The organism is Pontibacter oryzae (assembly GCF_003576375.1).
Taxonomy (GTDB): Bacteria; Bacteroidota; Bacteroidia; order Cytophagales; family Hymenobacteraceae; genus Pontibacter; species Pontibacter oryzae.
The window spans coordinates 994,383-1,015,973 of sequence record NZ_QWGE01000001.1; the positions used below are offsets into that span (position 1 = coordinate 994,383).

The 21,591-nt window shown below is 47.1% G+C and carries 19 protein-coding genes and 1 pseudogene; 6 read left to right on the top strand and 14 right to left on the bottom strand.

The genetic code is table 11. The annotated features are described in order from the left end of the window. Nucleotides 1-33: 33 nt before the first annotated feature. Nucleotides 34-477 (bottom strand): response regulator, encoded by a 444-nt coding sequence (locus D1627_RS04095; protein ID WP_119430908.1) that lies wholly within the window; start codon nt 475-477, stop codon nt 34-36. A gap of 419 nt (nt 478-896) precedes the next feature. Further along, nucleotides 897-1,877 (bottom strand): annotated as a pseudogene (locus tag D1627_RS04100) (PLP-dependent cysteine synthase family protein); the annotation flags it as partial. Nucleotides 1,878-2,181: 304 nt separating this feature from the next. On the opposite strand from D1627_RS04100, the gene sucD reads away from it, so the two are divergent. Both sucD and D1627_RS04110 read left to right on the top strand, forming a co-directional pair. Continuing rightward, the gene (sucD, locus tag D1627_RS04105) at nt 2,182-3,072 is read left to right on the top strand and encodes a succinate--CoA ligase subunit alpha (RefSeq protein ID WP_119430910.1); all 891 of its coding nucleotides are present in this window, start codon (nt 2,182-2,184) and stop codon (nt 3,070-3,072) included. 153 nt (nt 3,073-3,225) lie between these two features. Continuing rightward, nucleotides 3,226-4,620 (top strand): mercuric reductase, encoded by a 1,395-nt coding sequence (locus tag D1627_RS04110; protein ID WP_119430911.1) that lies wholly within the window; start codon nt 3,226-3,228, stop codon nt 4,618-4,620. A gap of 137 nt (nt 4,621-4,757) precedes the next feature. On the opposite strand, the gene D1627_RS04115 is transcribed toward D1627_RS04110, so the two are convergent. Further along, nucleotides 4,758-5,702, bottom strand: coding sequence for a hydrogen peroxide-inducible genes activator (locus tag D1627_RS04115; protein ID WP_119430912.1), 945 nt, complete (start codon nt 5,700-5,702; stop codon nt 4,758-4,760). Between the two features lie 118 nt (nt 5,703-5,820). Here D1627_RS04115 and D1627_RS04120 point away from each other — a divergent pair, with 118 nt between their 5' ends. Beyond that, on the top strand, nt 5,821-6,339 hold the full coding sequence (locus tag D1627_RS04120; protein WP_233555503.1) for a Dps family protein: 519 nt from the start codon (nt 5,821-5,823) through the stop codon (nt 6,337-6,339). A 1,347-nt stretch (nt 6,340-7,686) separates the two neighbouring features. On the opposite strand, the gene D1627_RS04130 is transcribed toward D1627_RS04120, so the two are convergent. The 11 genes from D1627_RS04130 to D1627_RS04180 form a co-directional block, all read right to left on the bottom strand. After that, a complete protein-coding gene (locus tag D1627_RS04130; RefSeq protein ID WP_119430913.1) occupies nt 7,687-8,841 on the bottom strand; it encodes an amidohydrolase family protein in 1,155 nt (384 codons plus the stop codon). 83 nt (nt 8,842-8,924) lie between these two features. Next, nucleotides 8,925-9,335, bottom strand: coding sequence for a hypothetical protein (locus tag D1627_RS04135; protein WP_119430914.1), 411 nt, complete (start codon nt 9,333-9,335; stop codon nt 8,925-8,927). An 83-nt stretch (nt 9,336-9,418) separates the two neighbouring features. Further along, nucleotides 9,419-10,018, bottom strand: coding sequence for a hypothetical protein (locus D1627_RS04140; protein ID WP_119430915.1), 600 nt, complete (start codon nt 10,016-10,018; stop codon nt 9,419-9,421). A 72-nt stretch (nt 10,019-10,090) separates the two neighbouring features. Next, nucleotides 10,091-10,990 (bottom strand): carboxypeptidase-like regulatory domain-containing protein, encoded by a 900-nt coding sequence (locus D1627_RS04145; RefSeq protein ID WP_147383205.1) that lies wholly within the window; start codon nt 10,988-10,990, stop codon nt 10,091-10,093. Between the two features lie 109 nt (nt 10,991-11,099). Beyond that, nucleotides 11,100-11,438 (bottom strand): hypothetical protein, encoded by a 339-nt coding sequence (locus D1627_RS04150; protein ID WP_119430917.1) that lies wholly within the window; start codon nt 11,436-11,438, stop codon nt 11,100-11,102. 67 nt (nt 11,439-11,505) lie between these two features. After that, the gene (locus tag D1627_RS04155; RefSeq protein ID WP_119430918.1) at nt 11,506-12,333 is read right to left on the bottom strand and encodes a hypothetical protein; all 828 of its coding nucleotides are present in this window, start codon (nt 12,331-12,333) and stop codon (nt 11,506-11,508) included. Between the two features lie 223 nt (nt 12,334-12,556). After that, nucleotides 12,557-14,122 carry a ribonuclease Y gene (gene rny / locus D1627_RS04160; RefSeq protein WP_119430919.1) on the bottom strand — a complete coding sequence of 522 codons (1,566 nt, stop codon included), beginning with the start codon at nt 14,120-14,122 and terminating at the stop codon, nt 12,557-12,559. Between the two features lie 109 nt (nt 14,123-14,231). After that, nucleotides 14,232-14,519 (bottom strand): cell division protein ZapA, encoded by a 288-nt coding sequence (locus D1627_RS04165; RefSeq protein WP_119430920.1) that lies wholly within the window; start codon nt 14,517-14,519, stop codon nt 14,232-14,234. An 80-nt stretch (nt 14,520-14,599) separates the two neighbouring features. Then, complete coding sequence (locus D1627_RS04170; protein WP_119430921.1) at nt 14,600-14,896, bottom strand: hypothetical protein; 297 nt, start codon at nt 14,894-14,896, stop codon at nt 14,600-14,602. 4 nt (nt 14,897-14,900) lie between these two features. Then, complete coding sequence (gene pheT / locus D1627_RS04175) at nt 14,901-17,318, bottom strand: phenylalanine--tRNA ligase subunit beta (protein WP_119430922.1); 2,418 nt, start codon at nt 17,316-17,318, stop codon at nt 14,901-14,903. Nucleotides 17,319-17,503: 185 nt separating this feature from the next. Next, nucleotides 17,504-18,124 (bottom strand): DUF1684 domain-containing protein, encoded by a 621-nt coding sequence (locus tag D1627_RS04180; RefSeq protein ID WP_119430923.1) that lies wholly within the window; start codon nt 18,122-18,124, stop codon nt 17,504-17,506. A 147-nt stretch (nt 18,125-18,271) separates the two neighbouring features. Here D1627_RS04180 and D1627_RS04185 point away from each other — a divergent pair, with 147 nt between their 5' ends. The 3 genes from D1627_RS04185 to D1627_RS04195 all read left to right on the top strand — a co-directional run bounded on the left by D1627_RS04185 (nt 18,272) and on the right by D1627_RS04195 (nt 21,481). Then, a complete protein-coding gene (locus D1627_RS04185; protein WP_119430924.1) occupies nt 18,272-18,691 on the top strand; it encodes a hypothetical protein in 420 nt (139 codons plus the stop codon). Between the two features lie 182 nt (nt 18,692-18,873). Next, nucleotides 18,874-19,515 carry a porin family protein gene (locus D1627_RS04190; protein WP_119430925.1) on the top strand — a complete coding sequence of 214 codons (642 nt, stop codon included), beginning with the start codon at nt 18,874-18,876 and terminating at the stop codon, nt 19,513-19,515. A 115-nt stretch (nt 19,516-19,630) separates the two neighbouring features. Continuing rightward, nucleotides 19,631-21,481, top strand: coding sequence for a pyruvate kinase (locus D1627_RS04195; RefSeq protein WP_119430926.1), 1,851 nt, complete (start codon nt 19,631-19,633; stop codon nt 21,479-21,481). Nucleotides 21,482-21,591 lie beyond the last annotated feature (110 nt).

Below are 21,591 nucleotides of genomic sequence, written 5' to 3' on the forward strand. Positions count from 1 at the left end.
GGAGGTGCCTCTTCTCATTTATACTTATTACAGTTATTCAGTTTCCTGCTCCGCTTCATTCTCAAAGTGCTCTTCCAGTAGTTTGTTTACTTTGTCTACTGTGAGAGGCTTAGTAAGGTAAGCGGCATTATACTTCTTGGAGTTCGCCGTATCCTGCGGATGCGTGGATGTAGTAAGCACAGCCATGATAATACGCTTTCGGAACTCTGGGTTCAGGCGCTCATACAGGTCTAACATCTCGAAACCATCCATCACTGGCATATTTATATCCAGGAAGATAAGCTCCGGTTGAAAATAGTCCCTGCTCTCCGTCTCGTAATTGTTATTGCTTACGTTGTATAGGTAATCAAAGGCCTGCTTGCCGTTAACAAACGTGCGAATATTTTCAGTTACCTCCATCCTGTCTAGCAGGCGTTGGTTAAGGAAGTTCGTTGTGTCGTCGTCGTCAATAAGCAGGACGCCAGATAATTTTCTCATAGTGCGATTATCACTCGAATTCTTAAGAGATTAGCAGTAGCTAGTTTGTAGCCAGTAGCTACAGTTTCATTTCCTTAAAAAGCCACTGCCTTTGCCCACCACAAAAGTATACAATCTTCTGATAATCTGAACACAGAAACTTGATTCTCTTTTAAAGAGTGTAACTTTTGCAAGGCTACTAGTTGATTTTAGCCAAAAACTATACCATAAAAGCATAGCCAGTTGGTTGCAAAGACTTAAATCAGAATTAATTGAATTCTAAGAGTCCAATTTTATTTCATCCAAAGACCTTTGCTTATTTATACTATAGAAGGTTACCAGAGTTACCTCAATAGGACAAAAAAAGAGCGAATTATTATAAAAAGAAGAACCCATGCACAGGTGCCAGGGTCTTCTTCATAAGGGCTTAATGGCTCTTAGTCGATGTATCCCTGCTGACGCATCCAATCGTCGTTGTATATTTTGCCAAGGTAACGCGTTCCGTGGTCTGGCAACAACACAACCATAATGTCGTTTTCCGTCAGATGCTCTTTGGCGTACTCCAGCGCACCATATACCGCCGAGCCACAAGACCAGCCTACAAACATGCCTTCTTCCTTCGCCAGCCTGCGTGTCATCAGGGCACCGTCTTTATCCGTAACCTTCACAAAGGTGTCGATCATATCGAAATTCACATTCTTCGGCAGGATATCTTCCCCGATGCCTTCTGTAGCGTAAGAGTAAATCTCGGATTCATCAAACTCGCCTGTCTCTTTATACTTTTTAAACACCGAGCCATACGTGTCAATGCCTACCACCTTGATGGCTGGGTTTTGCTCTTTCAGATACTTGGATATCCCTGAAATAGTACCGCCTGTTCCCACACCTGCGGCAAAGCATGTAATTTCCCCATCGGTCTGCTCCCAGATCTCAGGGCCGGTGCCTTCGTAATGCGCTGCCGTGTTCGACATGTTGTCGTACTGGTTCGGGTAGAAAGAGTTCGGGATTTCCTCGTTCAGGCGCTTCGCCACAGAGTAGTATGAATCCGGATGGTCAGGCGATACATTGGTCGGGCACACAACCACTTCTGCGCCCACTGCGCGCAGGATATCCATCTTTTCCTTGCTTTGCTTATCGGCTAGCGTAAAAATGCACTTGTAGCCTTTAGAGATAGCAGCCAGGGCAAGGCCCATACCAGTATTACCCGATGTGCCTTCTATAATGGTGCCACCTGGCTTCAATAATCCGGCTTTCTCGGCGTCTTCAATCATTTTAACCGCCATGCGGTCCTTTACAGAATTGCCGGGGTTAAAGTACTCTACTTTAGCTAAAACAGTGGCTGTAATGCCTTTTGTAACATTGTTAAGCTTTACAAGTGGCGTGTTACCGATTGCCTCGGTGATATTATTCAGATACTTCATCAGTTCTCTTTTTGAATTTGGGTGCAAAGGTAAGAAAAATAAGCCAATTTGCTGCCGTTTTAGCTACAGCTGCTTTGTAGCCACAGCGGCCAGCCGGTTGCTCTGAAATGGTTAGCACCCAAAGGCATAGCCAAAACAGCGGCTACCCAGACATGGCAGCTATTTAGTAACCTGCCCCGGTGAGCAGAGGTTCCTTGCCACAGGGTATATTAGCGGTAACTATTTTTTGCACAGGCCACAAAAAAGCCTATTTTTGCACTACCTAATAGTTCGACCGTCAATACATAAACTAAAAAAGATACACATGAGTGTTTTAGTAAATAAAGATTCGAAAGTGATTGTGCAGGGCTTTACTGGCTCGGAAGGTTCTTTCCACGCATCACAGATGATTGAGTACGGCACAAACGTAGTTGGTGGTGTTACTCCGGGCAAGGGCGGCTCTAACCACCTTGACCTGCCAGTTTATAACACAGTAGAGGATGCTGTGAAAAAAACAGGAGCTGATGTGTCTATCATTTTCGTGCCACCAGCTTTCGCTGCTGACGCTATCATGGAAGCTGCCGCCGCTGGCATTAAAGTTATCGTGTGCATTACAGAGGGTATCCCTGTAAAAGACATGGTGGCTGCTAAAAACTACCTGAAAGGTAAAGATGTTACCCTGATCGGACCTAACTGCCCAGGTGTAATCACGCCAGGCGAGGCGAAGGTTGGTATTATGCCAGGTTTCGTGTTCAAATCAGGTCGTATCGGTATCGTTTCTAAGTCGGGTACATTAACTTACGAAGCTGCTGACCAGATCGTGAAAGCTGGCTTAGGTATTTCTACAGCGATCGGTATCGGTGGTGACCCAATTATTGGAACGCCTACGAAAGACGCTGTTGAGTTGCTGATGAACGACCCTGAGACGGACGCCATCGTAATGATCGGTGAGATTGGCGGTAACTATGAGGCAATGGCTGCCAAGTATATCAGCGAGTCTGGCAACAAGAAGCCAGTGGTTGGTTTCATCGCTGGCCAAACAGCTCCTGCAGGTCGCCGCATGGGCCACGCAGGTGCTATTGTTGGTGGCGCTGACGATACAGCTGCCGCTAAAATGAAGATCATGCGTGAGAATGGCATTCACGTGGTTGAATCTCCGGCTGAAATCGGCGATGCCATGGTAAAGGCGCTTCAGGAAGCTGGCATCAATGCCTAACTACCCGGATAGAACACGCTAAAGTATAAACTTTTCAAAACGGCTGCCCCTCAAAGGCAGCCGTTTTGTTTTTTAAAGGCTTTACCCGGTTTGCAACCGCAGCCCACCTTACCCCGTTCCTGCACAGGTATACATATAATTTACTTTCTTAGTATGGAGAATACACAGGAGCACTTCAGTGCCATAATCATAGGGACAGGCCAGGCTGGCACACCATTAGCCAAAGCACTAGCAAAAACGGGACAGCAGGTTGCCATTATTGAGGCGAGCTATGTGGGCGGCTCTTGTATAAACTACGGTTGCACCCCTACCAAAACCCTCTTGGCCAGCGCCAAAGCAGCGCATACAGCCAGGCAATCAGCAGATTTTGGCGTGCATACCGGCAAAATATCTGTGGAGATGCAGGAAGTAAAAGCCCGCCGCGACAAGGTTGTGCAACAGTTTAGGGAAGGTACCGAAGCAGGCTTGGACGTTGAGAACCTTACGTTTATAGCTGGCAAAGCTGTGTTTCAGAATGCCCATACGCTGCAAGTAAACCTGAACGATGGCGGTACCCGCACTATCACTGGCGACAAGATTTTTGTGAATACGGGCGCTATACCCAACATCCCTCCCCTTGATGGCCTGGATAAAATAGATTACCTGACACACATCTCTATACAGGAATTAACCGAGGTGCCCGAACATTTGGTTATACTTGGCGGCGGTTACGTTGGGCTGGAGTTTGGGCAAATGTACCGCAGGTTTGGCAGCCAGGTTACCATTGTTCAGCGTGGCGAGCAATTATTGGAGCGCGAAGATGAGGATGTGGCGCAATGCCTGCAGCACATACTCGAGGACGAAGGCATTCGGGTGTTACTGCAAACCGAAGCCCAATGTATAAATAAGACCAACGGGCAGCTCCAGTTAGATGTAAAGCTACAGAACGGGCAAACTGAAACCATCGGCGCTTCTCATCTGCTAATAGCCACCGGGGTAAAAGCAGCCACCGAAAACCTGGGCCTCGATAAAGCCGGCGTAGAAACCGACGAAAAGGGAAACATCGAAACCAATGCCTCCCTGCAAACCAGCGTACCGCACATTTATGCTTTAGGTGATGTAAAAGGCGGCCCACAGTTCACGCATATTTCCTTCGATGATTATCGCATCCTGAGAGATAACCTGCTGCATAACGGCCAACGCACCACAACAGACCGCCAGGTGCCTTACTGCGTCTTCACCGATCCGCAACTGGGCCGCATAGGCCTAACCGAGAAGGAAGCAAAAGAGAAAGGCATTCCTTATAAAGTAGCCACCTTACCCATGGAGAAAATTGCAAGAGGCATAGAAACCGGTCAGACCAAAGGATTCTACAAGGCGCTGGTACACCCCGAAACCAAAGTTATACTTGGTGCCGCCATACTTGCCCCGGAAGGCGGCGAAGTAATGACCATGCTGGAAATAGCCATGATGGGAAATCTGAAGTATACGCAGCTCAAGCAAGGCGTTTTCGCGCACCCAACTTATGGGGAATCCCTGAACAACCTGTTCATGAAACTAGAGGATTAACTGAAAACCCATGCGCAATTAAGGCTCAATCTTCATCGCGCATGGGCTGCTTATTTTATTTGCTTGCGTAGCTTATAGCTTAAAATACTTACCGGAGAAGTATAGAATTGCCTAACGGCTTGCTGAGACAAGCTGTATTACTTAATATCTACTACCTGCATTTTCTGACGCTCCCGAACTTTGGCAGGAAGGCAGTTGATGATTTCCTCTTTGAGTGCCTCGATCAGCTTTTTCTTCAGGAACGAGCGGTGCACCACAAGGCTTACCTCGCGCAGCGGCTGCGGTTCCTCGAAAGGGTGTACCAGCGATTGCTTTTCCTCCGGCATTTCCAGCACCGAAAGCTCGGGCAGCAGCGTGAGACCATGCTGTGTTTCCACGATGCGTTTCAGCGTTTCCAGTGAGCCGCTTTTATAATCCAGGTGGCCGCCATTTTCTGAGCTGCTTCTGCCCCCGCGGTTACAGATGTTCAATACTTGGCTCCGGAAGCAATGCCCTTCGTTCAGCACCCAAAGCTCATCCATATCCAGGTGGCCGGCTTGTATGCGAGGCTGTTTTGCCAAGGGGTGCTTTGGGTTGATATAGGCCACGAATGCCTCGTAAAATAAAGGCAGCTCCTTTATACCTTTGTTATCCAGCGGGGTAACTAACAGGCCAACATCCAACAGCTCGTGATTCAGCTTCTGCACAATCTGATCGGTGAGCAGCTCTTGTACCACCACGCGCACCTGCGGATACTTATCCAGGAAACTGGTTATAAATAGGGGCATCAGGTAAGGTGCCAGCGTCGGGATTACACCGATGCGCAACTCGCCACTTAGTTCCTGCTTTTGGTTATGCACAATTTCCTGCAGCTTTTTACTCTCGGCCAGCACCACCCGCGCCTGCGCAATGATCTCTTTGCCAATCTCTGTGGGGCGCACTGGTACGCGGCTGCGGTCGAATAGCTGCACGCCAAGCTCTTCCTCCAGCTTTTGCAGCTGCATACTTAAGGTAGGCTGTGTTACAAAGCAGTGCTCTGCGGCATTTGCAAAATGGCGATGTGTATCAACGGCTACTAGATATTCTAATTGTACGAGTGTCATGGCTAATGCTTAAATGTGGTATGCCCTGTAAAGCACACACTAGTATACACAAAGCTAAATCATAGCAGCAAACTATCAAAGTATAAAAAATATCAATTTGATATATATAGTTTATTCCATGACATTTGTATCAACAAAAGCAAACAACAAGATAAAACTAGAAATGGACAAGCTATCAAATATCGGGTTACAGAAAGAAGACAGCAAGCAAGTAGCAGAAAGGCTAAACGAGCTGTTGGCAAACTACCATTTATACTATCAAAACCTGCGCGGGTTCCATTGGAACATCAAAGGCATCCACTTCTTCCAACTGCACGAGAAGTTTGAGGAGTTATACAATACTGCACTCTCACGCATTGATGCCATTGCTGAGCGCATCCTGACTATCGGGCAACAGCCGCTGCATACTTTCTCTGATTACCTGCGCCTATCCGGCATTAAGGAAGCCGGCAACCTGAGCGGCGACAAGGAGACCGTTGCCGCCACACATCAAAACTTGAGCACACTACTGGACCTGGAGCGCGACATACTTAAACTAGCTGCCGAAACCGGTGACGAAGGCACCGTAAGCCTGATTAGTGAAGATATCAATGAGAACGAGAAGACCGTCTGGATGCTGAACGCCTTCTTAAGCTAAACTATACATATACTTCGTGCTCAAACATATCACTTTTAATTCCTAATAGGAAACCCTCTCATTCTGATGTTATGAAACAGAAATGCATCAGTAGTATTTGTCGAGAAAGGCAAATCGAAGAAATATTTGTAGCCTAAACTCCACGCGCGTGTAGCGCACTTTATATATAGTTGATTTCTGACAAAAAGTATGGCGCCGCAGCTTGGCTTATTTCCTGGTTGCCTGCTGCCATACTTTGTCTTTAATTTTGAATCCAAACCTAAACTTAAGCTATTACAAGACACTTTAACGGCAACCTAAGAAACAAAATAGATTTACAAGAAGACCTTAACGGGAAAAAGCATCTTTACTATACTCGAGAAGCTGACCGCAACCGAATAAAGATACCTCCGCAACCTGTGCACGACCTGAAATCGGCATTGGCCGGTGAGGCGCTTCGTCTGAAAGAGGTATACTTGCTTGCCTTCTAAATAATTATAACGTTTGTTATGCAAGCTTCCTCGTTGCCCATCTTAAAACTAACAGGATCCCTTAATGCCACTTCAGTAAATCTTCTTTAGTTAATTGCGCCATAGTATAAGTAAAAGGCTAACCACCTTTCCTCTTCTCTCTGAAAATAAACTTCGATTGGTACCGCTTTATTTACAATGCACTTTTATCCAATTTGATTGATGCAGCTAAGTGTGAGCAGCATTACGGGTAGCAAAGGAGTTTGCTAATTTCGGCTAACTCCTCTCGCATGCGCACAGAAGCGGGAATAGGGACAAGGTTCTATCCGTTAACTTACAATTTTCTTGGTTTGGAAAAGCATTCAATTATTAGGAAACCAGCTATCAAGTAAATGCGATGTTAGAAGTAGTTGCTATTTCGATGGATTATCGATAAACCAATTAACAATTGAGGGCATATTTTTTTCGAATCCGCCAGGTATAAAGAAATTCAAGACTCCAGATTTTTCATTCGTTCTGTTTTTAAAATCATGTATTGTCTTTGCAGGTATTCTTAGAAAGCTTCCTTTTGCAACGTCTATCCATCTATCACCAGCCAGAATAGAGGTAACGCCTTCAATTCAATAAAATACTTCGTCGTTGTCTTCGTGTTGATGTGCACCAGGTCCGCTTGAATTTGGTTCGAGCCACCATTCGGAGATACTATAATTTTCGGAAGTTTCACTTTCATCAGCTTTAAACACGGCTGTCATTGTTCCGCAATTGTAAGTTCTACCCTCGCCTGGTTTTAGAATCAGAATGTCTTTTTTACTATTTATGTGTTCCATAGTGATATGGTGCTTAATACAAATACTACTAATATCATAAGAGAAAGAGTCATGGAGATTCCAATCGGTGATTATTTCTCTGTCCTACTACCCATCACCCAAACTTCTTTTATTTTATGTAGGGTAGTTATATCTTCAGTTGGGTCGCCTTCAATTATTATAAAATTTGCTCTATGGCCTCTTAGAGGCAACAGGTTCCGGTCTAAGCTAAAAACTTTGATAGGATTTATCGTAGCCGTTTTTAATGCTTCTGTTTCGCTTAGTCCAGAAGAAACCATCAGAATAATTTCCTCAATTAAGCTAGATCCAAGTTTTAAACCGAAGTTTGGGGCGTCTGTTCCAGCTAGTAGTAGTATTCCTGCCTTATGAAGCCTGTTCACTTCCTTCTGAACGTCCTGGAATGGTAAGTAATGATTCGCCCAACCCTTCTTTTCTCCAAATTTCAACAGTTCTCTCGTTACAAGTAATGTAGGAATTACAAAGGGCCTTTTCTCTTGGAGCAATCTTTCCTCTTTATCTGTAATTCTCCTATCGAACCATACATGCGACAAACCGTCTATGCTCAACTCACTTAATTTAGCAGCGTCCGAAGCTGTTGATATATGTCCAATAGCTAACTTGTCGAAATGATGTGAGGCCTTGATAAGAGCATTGATGGTTTCAAAGCTGAGAGTTGGCAACATTGGCTCCCGTATAATTTTTATGACATCTGCGCCTTCTTTCACCCTGTCCTCAACAAAAGCAAGCGGCTCTCGCTTCTTATTTACTGTTGAAACAGGATAGCCAAACTGAGTTCCGTGGCCACCTTCAACTGTCAATGCTGGGCCTGACGATAGAAGAGCGGAATGATGCAAAGAATCACGATGAGCTTTAAAACTCTTTGCTGAACCTGGGGAAGAGTGCAAATCAATATCAACGAAAACGCCTGCAAGGAGTGACTCTTTTAGCTGCGAAAGCGAACCAATGTGCACATGAGAATCGATCAATGGTGGTATGATTGTAAAGCCCTTCGCCTCAAGTAATTCCACAGCATCATACCTTCTAGTCTCTGAGGCTATATCTATAATCCTTCCATCATCTATAATTACATTGACATTCTCATAAACGTCTGTCCCATCGAAGAGCTTTACATTATGTATTATATAATCAACCGTTTGTTTGTATTCACATGAAGAATTATGGAATGCTAAGGCTATAAGCAGAAAAGAGTATAAAGCTTTCTTCATGATTTTAATACTACAAAATGTTATTCGTGCGGCCGATGAGCGAGGCGAAGCCGAGCACAGAAGCTGAACTTTGGTGTGGGAAGTTATTTTTCAAACTCCTTCAATTCCGACTTGAATTCAGAATTATATTTTGCCTCTATCAGCTCAGAAATTGTTTCATATTTTGGACTTGAAGGCCTTTGCTTTACTCGCAGCGAAACCCTGCCAAAATCAATCAAGCATTCAGAAGTAATGATAAATTCATCTTCTTGGTCAAATTTCAGTTCAATTATGCAACCACTTGCACTTTGTTGGTAAGCCGTGTCTTCTAAGATAAACGTCACCCCTGTGACAAAGCAACTCGTGCCTGATATAGATTGGATGTCAGAGGTAATAGCCTCAGCAAACTGTGAAGCATATTTCCAACAGATGCTGTAATTCGTCAATAAATCATCCGTAACGGAATACAACTCTTTGCTTAGCTCAGTTAGGCACTGATATATTTTAAATCTCATTCTATGTATTTACCACAACGTATTGGTGTAGCAGAGGCGAAGTGACAGCGAGCCTTACTGCTACACCAATACGTTGTGGGGTTTTATTCTTCAAACTGTAACTTAGCAATGTTATACACTCTGCTATCCTTCTTCTTGTCCTCCTGCTGAAAGCATACTTCAAGTTTGTCCTCCGAAAGAAATTCCATATTACACCGCCACCAGATAGAAGATATACTCAAAGAATAGTCATCAATAGGAAAAGGGCTAATATCTTTCAGAGAATACTGCTTTAACAACTTGCCTTTTTCATTGTAGACTACAAATACGTTAGGTCCATAACCGACATTATACCAGTCATCAAATGTAATTAAGTACTTCCCATCTGATGAGACAAGTGCTGTAACAGGAGTATGAGGATTTACTAACTTCTGTTCCCAAACTTTTACAGTATCTCGATTTTCAATCCTGTACATCTTGGCATGTGCGGGAACAACAGTAGTATCTGCTGGTGAATATTTGTGCTTCTTCTTTGGCTTCGCTCCTTTCCACTCCCAGTATTTTTCTGGAATTTTGGTAGGTACTATCTCAACGAAATAAATGCTGTCATTAGAGTGATACCTTTTTACAGTCGGCTCACTCCAAGAGTCAGCATAGAGCCTTGTGGAAACGAGAGAAAGGAAAACAATGAATAGTAATTTCATAAATTATAATAACTCACAACGTGCTGGGCTAATAGGTGGCGTAGCTACCTAATAGGTTTTGTTATGCTTCGTTTATTTTTCCCGCCTTTTTATTCGGTAACCTATTGTTGTACCTATACCTAAGCTTAATTCATTAAACGAGTTAAGCTTATAGAATTTCGTAAAAAAAAGAAGCCTTTTATAGCCCCCTTGAACAGATGCCTGATATTCTAATTTGTCTTTATACCATGCTACCTTTCCAATAACTGTAGGATGAAGAGGCTGCCCTAAAGTGGCCCCAAAACCGATTAAGACTCCTGATAAAGCTTTTGTGCCAACTGCTTCAATTCTGTCAAAGCTTAATTGGGTATATCCTGCAATCAACTTGACGTTCCTAAAGTTATAGTCTGTTTCAAAAGAGTAAGCTTTGGAGTCAAAATTGTTGTCAAAGTTAACCTGGCGATAATTCCATTTAAAATCCATATCAAAGTCACAGGTAGAAATGAAATGACTAAACTCAATCTGCCCGTTCTGAAGTTCGTTGTGGTCTAAGTTGGTCTGATAACTATAAGAACCTTTGATTACACCACCAAAAAGTAGGTAAGGGGTAGCTACTTCAACCTGTCCGCCTAATGGGGTATTTATTAACCCGCTATTGGCATACACCTTTATTTCATTCGAGTCAAAGAAGTCTTTGTGGCAACCCCACTTGGTTTCAACGATTATATGCCTTTGTCCCTTCAATCGGTACTCTTTTGTTACCATGCCAATGAATGAGAAAACAAGAGTAGCATTAGGGTCTGCTACTTTAATCGAGAAATTGCCGTCAATGTCAGCTGTAGTTCCGTTACTTTTACCCTTCTCAACAATTGTTACAAGAGGTATAGGTGTTTCATCAATTTTTGAAATGACTTTCCCTGTGATGATCACTTGGCTCCAAGCAGTAAGGGAGCTTACAAGCAAGCTAAGCATGAAAGTCAATCGTTTTATCAAGAGTTTTCCTTTATTTTAAATGCCGCACAACGGTGTTGTACATGAGGTGAGCGAGGCGTAGCCGAGTATGGAGCCTGTGTCGTGTTGTAGGAAGGTTTTCTTATTTTTTCTAATGAATAAATCTACGCCCTTCACTATCAATCAGCTTTCCTTTACTGACTTTGAACTCTTTATTCTTAATGCTAAAGTATTTTCCTGAACTTAAGGCAATGGTTAAACTATCCGTCTGAGTGAGAGACTTCGAATTAAGTATAAGTTTTTTATCTGCAATTTTCCAATTTCCAAAGGTATAGTCCCATCTTCCTTTTCTGAATATGAAAGTCCTATCTGCACTTATTAATAATTCATGATTCCCATTTTTAGTATTAGCTCGATACCAACCAGTTTCTAATCCATTCTGGCTGGCTTGAAAAACTAAAAACGGAAGGATAAGTATTACAAGGTTCATTTTTATACTTATAACTTACCTACAACGTACTTGGCTTTGCGGTGGCGTAGCTACCGTAAAGGTGTGGTTATGGCTTTTTATTTTCCCTGACATATTGCACTTCGATATGTTTCTTGCCTTTGTGGCTAAAAACGGATCTTCTAATTAAGAAGCCATTGGAGTCGTATTCTAAAATTGTACGGCTATTCCAAGCACTGAAAGAAACGTCTGGTGTTAAGGGAAACTCGTTGCTCGATTTCTTCTTTTCTATGAGGTTACCTTCTTTGTCATACTTGAAATACTCGTCCTGCGTCACCTTTCCACGTTTCCTCTTGATGGCTATAAGTCTGTTATTGTTATCATAGTGATAGGTGCCGTTCCATTCTATGTACCCATTGTGGGAGAGGATTTCCCTGCTCATTCTCCCATTTGTGTAACTTAGCTCTCTCCAAAACTCGTGCTTACTACCATCAACATCTACATAGTCTCGAATAAGCTCTTTTATGAGCCTGTTCTCACTATCGTAGAACATTGTCTGCTTGAATAAAGGTGTTGTATGATTTGATGTCGAGTCTCCAGCAGCATAGGAGCCAATATGGTTTCCATGCTCATCATAAACCATTACCTCTCTTTCCCCTATCTCGCAATTTCTTCCCCAGCTCTTTTCTGTAAGCACTCCAGTTCTGTCGTAGAAGAATTTCAGACACCCTTCTTCTGGTCCAGCTCTCAGAAGAACTCTGTCTGTTGAATCATAGTATTCTTTGTACCTAAAATACTCCTCTTTATCTGGGTTTCCGTCATAACTCGTGATGCTGTAAGAATAGCTAAAGCCTTCTGGTAACCATGGATCATCGGGTTGCTTACTGTCGCAGGCGACCAAAGTATAAACCATTAAGAAGAGCATTATTATTCTCATCGATTTCAATTAGCCATAACTACTGTGTATAAGGAGCTGTTCCAGTTATTAGTCAAATATGGCTGATAACCGGAAGTGCACTACCGAATATACTATATATCGCCCAAAACATATTGCTGCTTTTACATAAATAACAGGGAAAAGAAAATTTCATACCTATACAAAAAAGCCTCCTGCCACAAGTGTAGCAGGAGGCTTTAACCTTAGTTAATATCAAGTATACTTACTTGGCGTAGCTGATGGCGCGCATCTCCCGAATAACCGTGATCTTGATCTGGCCAGGATACTGCATTTCTTTCTCGATCTTCTGGGAGATGTCATAAGACAGCTGCGAAGCTTTCTCATCCGATACGTTATCGGCATCTACCATTACACGCAGCTCGCGGCCGGCCTGGATGGCGTAGCACTGGTTCACACCTTCAAACGATACGGCTGCTTCTTCCAGCTCTTTCAAACGCTTGATGTAAGACTCCATGATCTCGCGGCGGGCACCTGGTCTGGAGCCAGAGATAGCATCACAGGCCTGTACCAGCGGAGATACCATGGCTGTCATTTCGATCTCGTCGTGGTGGGCACCAATGGCGTTACAAACATCCGGGTGCTCCTTATACTTCTTGGCAAGCTCCATACCGATAATGGCGTGCGGCAGCTCCGGCTCGTCCGGGGTTACCTTTCCAATATCGTGCAGCAGGCCAGCACGCTTGGCGTGCTTCACGTTCAGGCCAAGTTCGGCAGCCATGGTGGCGCAAAGGTTAGCTACCTCACGCGAGTGCTGCAGCAGGTTCTGGCCGTAAGAAGAACGGAAGCGCATGCGGCCCACCATCTTGATCAGCTCAGGGTGCAGGCCATGTATGCCAAGATCAATGGCAGTACGCTCACCAATCTCTACAATCTCCTCCTCAATGTTTTTGCGGGTTTTGGTTACTACCTCCTCAATGCGGGCCGGGTGTATACGGCCGTCAGCTACCAGGCGGTGCAACGAAAGGCGTGCAATTTCGCGGCGAACCGGGTCAAACCCAGAGATAATGATGGCCTCAGGTGTATCATCTACGATAATCTCTACGCCAGTGGCTGCTTCCAGGGCACGAATGTTACGGCCTTCGCGGCCAATGATCTTGCCTTTAATGTCGTCGCTCTCGATGTTAAACACCGATACGCAGTTTTCAATAGCGTGCTCAGCAGCAGTGCGCTGTATGGTTTCGATAACGATTTTCTTGGCTTCCTTGGTAGCAGTAAGCTTGGCCTGCGCCACAATGTCTTTAATGTGGGAAGAGGCATGCGACTGGGCTTCGTTTTTCAGGGCCTCTACCAGTTGCTCGCGGGCTTCGGCGGCAGTAAGGCCGGCAATTTTCTCTAGCTGCTCCACAATTTCCTCGTGCTGCTGCTCTACTTCCTCCTTGCGCTTCTTCAGGTGCTCTAGCTGCGTGTTCAGGTTCTCTTTCTCCTTATCCAGTTCGGCTTCGCGGCGCTTGGCCTGCTCCACCTGCTTAGATACGTTCTGCTCACGCTGCTTCACTTTGTTTTCGTTCTGGATGATGATGTTCTTCTTCTTGTTCATCTCCTCCTCGAACTCAGACTTCATCTTCAGGTATTTCTCCTTCGCTTCCAGAATACGGTCTTTCTTGATACTGTCGGCGTTTATCTCGGCCTCCCGTACGATGTTCTTGGCGCGCTGGCGCGCGTCTTCCTCCTGCTGCTTGTAGATCTTCTGCAGCAGCGAGCGCCCAATGTATACGCCCACTCCGAGCGCTACTAGAGCTGTTAGTAAAAGGTAAAGGATATCGGGCATAACTATAAGCGTTTATGGTTTATAACACGCATAGCAAGTGCCTGCAAAGGGAACAGTGTGTGGCCTTTCGCCCAAAACGAAGTATAAACAGGGCCAGAATGGCCGCTGTTTACTTATTTACTGCTGATAAGAGATCGTCCAGAATCGTCAGCCGCTGGTCTACCTGCGATACATGCGAGGCTCTTTCCTCGTCCAGCTTCATCTTCTCTACCATGGTTTCGAACGCTACCATAGCCAGCAGATCCTGGTTATCCTGTATGCCGTACTGGTCCTTGAAAAAGCGTAAACGCTCGTTCAGCACCTTCCCTACGGCTCTGATTCTTTCTTCTTCCTCTTCCTTCACCCGCATCGGATACTCGCGTTCTGCGATGCGAATCTTTATCGATAATTCAGTCATCCGTTGCGTGGTTAATGGTTAAGCTTACCTTCCTCGCTGAAGCTTTGGCAGGAACCGTGTCGCTGCTTAGGCATTCATACTTAGTCTTGTAGGTAAGCGATACACTTATCAATTTCTCTGATATATTCGTTCAGCTTGAGCTTTAACTCTGTCGAATTTGCAGTGTTTCCTGCTATCGTATCTACAATTTTAGCAATATTCTCCTGATTTTGAAAATTTTTTATCTGCTCATCTTTCTCCTCCACCAAGCCTTCCAGTTGCTTTAGCTGCTCCTGCGTACGCATAAGCCGCTGCTGCACCTCTGTATGGCGCTGGATCAGTCTGCGCAGTTTATCCTCAATGTGCTGGAGGTGCTGTAATTGCTTTTCCTTTGCCATAACATTATTTGCGGATAAAAGCTCCCAGTTGTTTCTCGAATTGCTGCATCAGGCGGTTCATGGTGCTCTCGATCACTTTGTCGGTCAGGGTTTGCTGCTTGTCCTGCAGGGTAAAGCTCAGGGCGTAGGCTTTCTTGCCCGCCTCAATCTTATCGCCCTCGTACACGTCAAACACGTTTACGCCCTGCAGCAGTTTGCGCTCTACCTTAAATGCTACCTTCTTCAGCTGGTCGAAAGTTACGTTTTTGTCTACTACCAACGACAGGTCGCGGCGCACTTCCGGGAACTTCGGCAGCTCGTCGGCCACCAGTTTGTCTTTATACTTCTTCAGCAGGTAATCCCAGTTAAGCTCGGCATACCATACCTGCTCCTTCACTTCCATAAAGCGCGCAACACTAGTATCCAATACACCCAGCTCGGCTATTACCGTGTTATTCTTCACGTAGGCGATACCCTGGCGCATGTAGTTGTTGTCGGCCAGGTTCTGCACTTCAAAATCGCCGGCGTTTAGCTTGCGCAGCACGTTCTGCACCACGCCTGCCAAATCATGGAAGGCTGATTTCATACTTGGCTGCTTCCAGCTTTCGGCGGTTACGTTGCCGGTCATGTACAGCGACAGGCGGCAGCTCTCTTTGTAATCGCCATCCTGTTGCTCGTATACTTTGCCCAGCTCAAACAGCTTCAGGTCGCGCTGGCGGCGGTTAATATTGCGGCGCAGCACCTCCAAACCAGAGAACACCATGCTCTTGCGCATCACGTCCAGGTCTTCGGAGTTATAGTTCACCACTTTCACCAGGCTGGCAACCTCTGCCTCGCCGGCTGGCTGGTAGTAGTTAGAGTTTGTAATAGAGTTGGTGATGATCTCGTGGAAACCGTTAGCCGCGATGTAGCTCATGATCGTTTCCGTGACATCCTCGGCATACGGGTTCGGGAATTTAGCCAAAAACGTTGTGGCCAGGTTCTCGTCCATCTCGATGTGGTTAAAGCCATAGATGCGCAGGATTTCCTCCACCACATCCGCCTCGCGGGTAACATCCACTTTATACGGCGGCACCGACAGCGACAAATGCGTATCAGACTCCCCAGTGATCAGGATGCCCAGGTCTGTAAGTATAGCTTTGATGCGCTCTACGCCAATGTATTGCCCAATAAGCAAGTGCGTGCGCTCGATATTCAACAGGACTTCGCGGTTTTTAATAGGCTCAGGGTATATATCCACGATCTCGGAGCTTACCTCGCCGCCGGCTACCTCCTGCACCAGCAGGGCCGCGCGTTTCAGGGCAAGTATAACCATGTGCGGATCGGTGCCGCGCTCAAAACGGAACGAGGCGTCGGTCTTCAGGCCGTGGGCTGTTCCGGTGCGGCGCACCCAGTCCGGGGAGAAGTATGCGCTCTCGATAAAGATGCTCGTGGTCTCGTCCGAAACGCCGGATTCCTCGCCGCCAAATACGCCGCCAATGGCCATCGGCTCCTCGGCATTGCAGATCATCAGGTCGGTTGGGTTTAGCTTGCGCTCTACGCCATCCAGGGTTTTAAAGGTAGTGCCTGCCTCTACGGTGCGCACCACAATCTTATTCCCGGCAATCTTATCGGCATCGAAGGCGTGCAGTGGCTGGCCCAACTCGTGCAGCACATAATTGGTTACGTCCACTATGTTGTTTATCGGGGAGAGGCCGATGGCGCGCAGGCGCTTCTGCATCCACTCCGGCGACGGGCCAACTTTAACCCCTGACACCGTAACGCCGGCATAGCGCGGGCAGGCTTCGGTGTTCTGTACCTCCACCGCTATAGGTCGCGAGGTGTTGTTCACTTTAAAATCGCCAACCTTCGGCAGGATTACATGCTCGTGCAGCAACGCCTGTAGGTCGCGGGCTACGCCAAAATGCGAAGCGGCATCGGCGCGGTTTGGCGTCAGGCCGATCTCGAATACTTTATCAGAGCCCAAACCAAAGAACCCGGCGGCAGGCGTACCGTTTGGCAGGTCGGTGTCGAGCACCATGATGCCGGCATGCGACTGGCCAATGCCTATCTCATCCTCGGCGCAGATCATACCTTCCGACACGGCCCCGCGGATCTTAGATTTCTTAATCTTGAAAGGCTCGCCTCCGGCTGGGTACAAAGTGCTGTTTACGGTGGCTACTACTACTTTCTGGCCGGCTGCCACATTGGGTGCGCCGCACACGATCTGGCTTGGCTCCGCGGCCCCGATATCCACGGTCGTAATGTTTAGGCGGTCTGCATCCGGGTGGCGCTCACAGGTCAGCACCTCTCCAATCACGATGCCTTCCAGGCCGCCTTGTACCATATCAAATGTATCAATACCCTCTACCTCCAGGCCAGCGCCTGTCAGCAAGGCTCCTATCTCTTCAGCAGTCTTATCAGTATGTATGAGTTGTTTCAGCCAGTCGAATGAAATCAGCATGTTCTTATCAGTTGGTTAATTCTTGGCTCCCGCATCGGGAACCAATCTTCTTCAAAATTAAGGATAATATCTAAAACTAGACGCAAGTATCAGGGGGCAAGGCGCAAGACTTTTCTGAAATGTGTTACAGTTTAAACCCTGAAGGCTTTCAGTTTAGGCTTTGCAAATTATCACCTATACAACGGCTACTCGTGCTTTCCGTAGGTTTTCTCGCCTGCCGGCACGGCTATGTCGAGGCGATTATCTTTTGGGGGCACAGGGCACACATAATCCGGGTTATAGGCGCAGAAAGGGCTATAGGCGCGGTTAAAGTCCAGCAGCACGGTTTTGTTGCCTTCCTCGAACGGCACATCCAGGAAGCGCCCGCCGCCATAGGTCTCGAAGCCATTGGTTTTATCCGTGAACGGCACGAAAAGGCCCTCTTTCTCGCCGCTCAGCTTTTTGTAGAGCATCAGCTCGTGTGCCTCTCCCGCAAGCTCAAACGTTGCCTGGCCGTAGCGCAGGTATGGTTCGTAGCTGCCATTGGTGAGGGGCATCAGCAGGGTATCCTGTTTGGCAAGCGGCGCTACCTTGGCTTTAACACGGTAGTCCAGGTCCGGCTCATAGTATACCAGGTTTTTAAAGGCACGGCGGTCTTCGTCGTTAAACGGACTGTTGGCGCGGCTCCTGAACGTCAGGTCCTTGTCCTCGCGCTCCTGAAGCAGGGGCTTAATATAGTTATCATCGTTAAAAAACGCATCGCGGGCAATGTACACCAGCACCAGCGCCAGGCCGGCAAGTATGATCAGTTTGAGCGGTCGTTGCATAAAAACTCCGTTTAGGTGGTTTCCGCAAAGTTCGTAAATTTTTAAGCAGAAAAGTATAGCTCCGCATACATTGCACTTTAGCCTATAATTTTGGTAATTAGGGAGAGAGTTGCATGGAGCGGATGTGCCCTGACTAAAAACGTAGCTATGAACGACAAAGACAAACAAGCTTTTATACTATACGGATCAATTGCGGCGGTGCTAGGCTTTGCCAGTAAGCTTTTGTACCGGCCCTGGATAGTAAGTAACGCACTAAACGATTACGGAGTGCAGGGCTTTGCCCCAAGCTTTTTTTATGTAGCCGGGGCTTGTTTGTTGGTGGTGGGTTTTGGCTCTAAAAACCAGGTAAAAGATATGCTGTATGCGGCTGCAGGAGCAACGGTTTATGAAGTCTCGCAATACTTCACTTCTATGACTTTTGATTTTAAAGACTTACTGGCAATTGCGGCAGGCTTGGGAGTTGCCTTACTCCTAAGAAAAACCATACTTCAGCGAAGTTGCCAGAATTTAATTAATGCCAGTGACGAAGACAATGCAACCACTGATTTCCAAAGTATAAAAACCTAGTGAGCAACAAGCTGATCGTATACTTCACCTGCACTTTCATCACTTAACCTAGCTCATACTTATGCAGCGCAAAACACCGAGCCAGGCTAGAAAACCCCGATGCAGTATACCCTGCCCATCAGGTTTACTGCCGATGCCAAACAGGGAGAATAACCCTTTATGAATCCTAAAAAGATAATGACATGAAAACTCCTCTCCTCACCTGCCTGATGGCTGTTTTGCTGGCCTGCACTGCACACGCGCAAAGCTCGTTCCAGCCCGAGACCTCATTAGGTATAAAAGGCGGACTTAACCTATCCAACTATACCTTCGACCCGAACATTACGCAGCAGGCCAGAACGGCTTATACCGGCGGCCTGGTGTTTAAGCACATTGCGCAGCGCAAGCTCGGCATACAGCTGGAGGCTAACTTTGTGCAGCGCGGCTGGACCGAAACCACTGCTTCCGGCGGCACCTTTACCCGAGAGCTCGACTACCTGGAAGTACCCTTTATGACGCACGTGGCAATTGGCCAGCGCACCCGGTTTATACTTAACTTCGGCCCGAATGCCTCCTTCCTGCTCAACAGCCCGGCAGGCGCACCCATCCCGGAGGGGCAAACCGAGCAAGGCTACTACCAAAAACCGATCGACAACGAGTTTATGATTGCGCTGAGCCTTGGCATTGGCATGTCTAAGATCACTTCGTTCGGAGAGTTTCAGTTGGAGGCCAGGCTTACCCAGGGCCTGAACGACATTTTTGATATTGAGCAGAATGTAGCCACCTCGCGCAACACCAACGTTGGCCTTACTCTTGTCTACTTACTGAACCTGCGCCGCAACTAATTTATACTTTCAAGCGGATTCCCATACTTGGTTCCTGCCTTGCTAAAAAACTGGCTTAAAGTATACTTGCCCGATTGGCTGCCCGTATGCTATAAAGCAACCTATACTGTAAGCCATGGCACAAGAGCGCCAGCACTACGAAGACCTGATCGCGCAGCTAGACCAACTGCAGCACGACGCCGAAGCGCTGGAGAAGAAGTTTGCGCCTGCTATAGAGATGGTGCACCCTAATTTACGGAAAAGCGCTAAAAACCTGCTGCACTACCTTGCCCTGCGCCAGCACGATATCCGGCAGTTGCAGGAGCAGCTGGCACAGCTTGGGCTTTCGTCGTTGGGACGCGCCGAGGGGCATGTACTGGCCAGTTTGCAGGCCGTTCGCAGGCAACTCTGCTTTCTGGCTACCTGCCCCGTTAAGCATTACCAGCCGGATGTATCTTTCTATGAGAACCGGGAATTGCTTTCCACGCATACCCAAGATATACTTGGTCCCCAGCCTAAAAAGCGCAGCACACGCATTATGGTTACGCTCCCCTCCGAGGCGGCCACCACCTACGAGCTGCTGCCACGCCTCTTAAAAGCCGGCATGAACTGCGCCCGCATCAACTGCGCCCACGACAACGAGGAAGTATGGCTACAGATGGTAACCAACATTAAACGGGCTGTGAAGGAAACCGGCTTGCCCTGCAAAATACTCATGGACCTGATGGGGCCAAAGCTGCGCACCGGCCCCTTGCAGCAAGGCCCGAAACTGCTTGTTATCCATCCGGCGCACAACAGCCTGGGCCAGATTACCGAGGCAGCCAAAGTATGGCTTGCCCCGCCGGTAGCGCCTCCTCCCAAAGAAGCCGACGCCTGGCTACCCTTAGAGGCCGATTGGCTGGCACAACTGCAGGAGGGCGACAAGCTTATATTTACCGACACGCGTGGCCGAAAACGCACCCTTACGATCATCGGAAAAGAGAAAAACGGTTTGCTGGCGCACTTGCTCAAAACATCCTATCTAACTACCGGCACCGAGCTGCGGCTAAAAGGCAAGAACGCAACCCAGAAAAAAGCCGCCGTGGGAGAACTGCCCTCGCTGGAGCAGCCCATCATCCTTAAAAAAGACAGTTTCCTGGTGCTTACCCGTGAGCCTATACCCGGCGAGCCAGCCACTTATAATGCGCGTGGGCATGTCTCGCAGCCAGCGCATATATCCTGCACCTTGCCTGAAGCCTTCACGCAAACAAAAGCCGGCCAACCCATACTTTTCAACGATGGAAAAATAGAAGGCGTAATTCAGGAAGTAAGCCCTGACCAGCTGCTGGTAAAGATAACCTACGCCAGCGACGGGGGTAGCAAGCTTCGGGCCGACCAAGGGATAAACCTGCCGGAAAGCAAGCTGCGCCTAAACGGGCTGACTGCCAAAGACCGCCACGACCTGAGATTTGTGGCCCGCCATGCCGATATCGTGAACCTGTCTTTTGTAAACCATGCTGCCACCGTGGAGGCCCTGCACCATGAGCTGAAAAAACTGAAAGCCCGAAACCTTGGTGTGATGCTTAAGATTGAGACACAGGAAGGCTTCCGAAACCTGGCAAACCTGCTCCTGACGGTGATGAAAAACTACCCGGCCAGCATGATGATTGCCCGTGGCGATTTGGCCGTGGAGTGTGGCTGGCAACGCCTTGCCGAGGTGCAGGAGGAGATTTTATGGCTTTGCGAAGCCGCGCATATACCTGTAGTCTGGGCCACGCAGGTGCTCGAAACGCTGGCAAAAAAGGGCCGCCCCTCCCGCGCCGAAATTACTGATGCCGCCATGGCCCAGCGCGCCGATTGCGTGATGCTGAACAAGGGGCCACATGTGGTGCAGGCCATTGAACTGTTACATGATATACTTGTGCGCATGCAGGAGCATCAAAACAAAAAGACATCCATGCTGCGCAGCCTGCACATATCTGATCTCGAGGGAACCAACCAAGCATAATTATTTACAAATCAGAAACTTACTCCCGTACAAGAAGTATAAAAAACATATCCAAAATTATACTTTACAATTCTTTTTTTATACCTTTCTACTGCTGTAGCGCTATATGG